This is a genomic window from Desulfurococcus sp. (assembly GCF_049970475.1).
GTDB lineage: Archaea > Thermoproteota > Thermoprotei_A > Sulfolobales > Desulfurococcaceae > Desulfurococcus > Desulfurococcus amylolyticus.
Window position 1 is genome coordinate 1 of the sequence record NZ_JBMFMW010000121.1, and the last position, 3158, is coordinate 3158.

The 3158-nt window shown below is 47.4% G+C and carries 3 protein-coding genes; 2 read left to right on the forward strand and 1 reads right to left on the reverse strand.

Features of this window, described 5'->3' with window-relative positions; translation table 11 throughout:
* Positions 1-161: 161 nt before the first annotated feature.
* Positions 162-1304 (reverse strand): magnesium transporter, encoded by a 1143-nt coding sequence (locus tag ACP5N5_RS06425; RefSeq protein WP_428134184.1) that lies wholly within the window; start codon positions 1302-1304, stop codon positions 162-164.
* Between the two features lie 84 nt (positions 1305-1388).
* Here ACP5N5_RS06425 and ACP5N5_RS06430 point away from each other — a divergent pair, with 84 nt between their 5' ends.
* Positions 1389-2597, forward strand: a complete 1209-nt coding sequence (locus tag ACP5N5_RS06430; RefSeq protein ID WP_012607931.1) for a potassium channel family protein — start codon at positions 1389-1391, stop codon at positions 2595-2597.
* A 95-nt stretch (positions 2598-2692) separates the two neighbouring features.
* Positions 2693-3158: archaellin/type IV pilin N-terminal domain-containing protein (locus ACP5N5_RS06435; protein WP_428134189.1), on the forward strand; the 466-nt coding region annotated here is incomplete at its 3' end.

The following is a 3158-nucleotide window of genomic DNA, read 5'->3' on the forward strand; positions in this document are numbered from 1 at the left end:
GCTGTATATGCCTTGATGAAGCTGTTGGAGGAGGGTTCGCTGAGGGGAGACATCGTCGTCTTCCCGGACCACGGGCTGAAGTATGTCGAGCTACTCGAGACTCTTCTAGCTGAGAAATGCGTTGAGGAGTCAGCACCAGGGTTGAACCGTGAATAACTAGCTTAGATTACTAATCCCAGTATCAGTAGTGTAGAGAGGTAGCCCGCAAAATCAGCGAACGTGGTCATCAAGGGAAATACTATGTTATCAGGGTCCCAGCCATGCTTAAACGAGATAGTGGTGAGGTAGAAGGTTGTAACAGCTGAGAGCGAGTATACAAGTATGAATGATATAGTGATTGAGAGAGTTGACACGGTGAACATCCCTGGGCCACTAGTAGCTAGGATCACTGTGTACGCTGCAAGTATCGATATGAATGTAGCTATAGCCTCGAGAAGGCTTTCCCGCCGATATCTACGGGTATTAGCACTGCCTTTCACATGAAGCTCTATGTTTAACATGTTGCCCAGACGCCCCATGGAGGCCCCTATTAAAGCATTAAAGGCTGGTAAAACACCGAGGACCTCAGGGACCCTGCTAAGCAATTCCTCAATACTGATGGCTGCAAAAAAGCCTCCCAGGCTGCTTCCCGAGGAAGCTATAATGGATGAGACAGCGTTCTCCTTAACCGATTTATCCTCATGTATCCTGGCCAGGTAGAGGTATGATATAGCCAGCGATGCAAGCACGCCTAGTACGAAGAGGAGCTTAACTATGAATGATATCACTTGGTGCATAAGCGACACAAGGATTAGCGTTAAAGGGGTTAAGGCATCCCCTACACCGGTGACAACCACGGCGACGAAGCCTGATGGATCCACACCTTTCTTAAACAACATTATCACGGAAGCCAACACGATGGGGTTTAACACTAGGAAAACAATGATCGTCGACGTAGTCACAATGAATACGAGGGAGACAGGATCCATGGAGCCGAGGTTAAGCATGTATGAGAGTACCAGCCCCATGAAGCATAGTTCAAGCGAGGTAATTAGGGATACCGTGTACCCTGTAAGAGTGTTGATAATGTTGAACCTTGTGAACAACCTTGGCTCAGCCGCACCTATATGTAGCGCTGTTGTAAGCCTATACCCTATGGCACCGTAGACGTCACCGCGGAGATCCATGAGCCCGGGTATCACAATCATTAACACCGGGTACACTAGTAGTAACTCTATATTGAATCTCAGGGTCAACCCGGCTATTACCTCCCCCACGGCGAGGGCTAGCAGAGGTATTAGCGAGCCAATGAATCTCCTGATCACCGCAATATACTTCCACCCTTATTCACTCCATGTTGATGCTTTTAAGAGGGTTACAGTATATATATCTACCACTCGAGGAGTTGCATGGTGTCCAGTGGGAATCTAACGCCTGAGCAACATAGGAGGCTCCACGATAAATTCACAAGAGTGAGATACAGGCCTGTATCCGTTGCAAGCATATTGAAGACTATTTGGAGCCTTAGCGATATAAGTTTAGACCTAGCATTCTACGCGTACTTCTCAAGGGACACTGAGGCAGCTGAGAGAGTCCTAGATATAAACAGGGTGATAGACGATAACCTAGCCCAGTTCATAATGCATACAGCCCTGGCATACGGTAGAACCAGGGAGGGAGCCGAGGCAAGCCTACTAGCCTTCTACTATGGCTCAGCAATAGACACGATAGTGGACAGCGTCAAGGACATAGTTTACACACTGCTAGTCGGGTACGCGCCGAGCCTGAGCTATGATGAGATAGCATTACTCATGGATGGAGAGATAGTTGCCAAACTAGTGCTCGAGAAACCAGTTAAAGTCATAGAGCTCACCGACGTATACCCAGTCGACGTGCTGCTTAGTGTCCATGCTGGGAAATCGATGCTCGCCCCCTCGCCTGAGACTATTCTACCAGCAAAATCCACGATATATGTGAGGGGTTACAGGGAGAACGTTATCAGGATGCTCAACGACCACGGTGCAACACTACAGGAGAAACGGTTATCCGGGGAGCTCGAGCAGGTTTTAAAGAGCATAGTGGAGCTCAAGGACTACACGAGGCTCATGATAGACCTAGCCCACTACACGCTACTGGAGCCCGAGCCAGGCGTGATAGGGGAGGTGGAGGATCTCGAAGTCTACATAGATTGGAGGCAGCTGGACGCATTAAACAAGCTCAAGGAGGCGGCAGGCATGATAAACCCTGATACATTCATAGGGCTCTCAATCCTCTTCAAGGAGCTCGAGGACATAGCTGATGCATCCAACACTATAAGTCACATACCGAGCCTCCTCGAGGAGCTACCCGAGGAGTACAGCGAGGTCCTCGCCAAGATATTTGAGACAATAGGGGAGAAGATAAGGACAATCACGGTGTCAAGAGAGACAAGCCTAGACAGGGTGACAGTATGGCTGAGGAAATACGGGGGCACAGTCCTAGCTGTTAAAACAGGGGATACATGGATAGCATACCCATTAGCGAGAAACCCCATACTTAAACCCGGAGACAGACTAGTGATAGCATACCCAGCCGAGTTCACGGAGGAGGTGGGGCAACTACTAAAGAACCATATATAATGGTTAAAATAGCTGCATGTTTAAATATAATGGGAATACCGTAAAACATTATTTATAAACCAGACCCAAGAATAAATAAATCGAGGTGGAGATAGATGAAGAAGGCAATTTCACCAGTTATAGCCACAGTAATAATAGTAGCTGTAACAATAGCGATTGCAATCGCAGTAGCATTATGGATGACGGGCCTAGTGGGCTCATTCACGGGCACAGAGAACCTCCAAATAGTCTCAGCATACGCTACGAAAAATCCTGACGGCAACTGGACCATATATCTTCAAGTAAAGAATGTTGGAACAGTAGACGTAACAATAGACAACATATTCATAAACGGGGTACCAGTATCGAGTCTCACCAACAAAGTACAAAGCATCATCGCCAAAACTCAAGACAAAACTACAACATATGACGCAAGTAATATGAGTAATATAAGTATACCTATTGGAACGGGTCAAACAGCTAACATGAATATTACCGTCCAAGGCTATACTGCCGGCCAAATGCTCGAGATAAAGCTACACAGTGCAGCTGGCAAGGAGTACCCGAAGCAGATAACGTTAC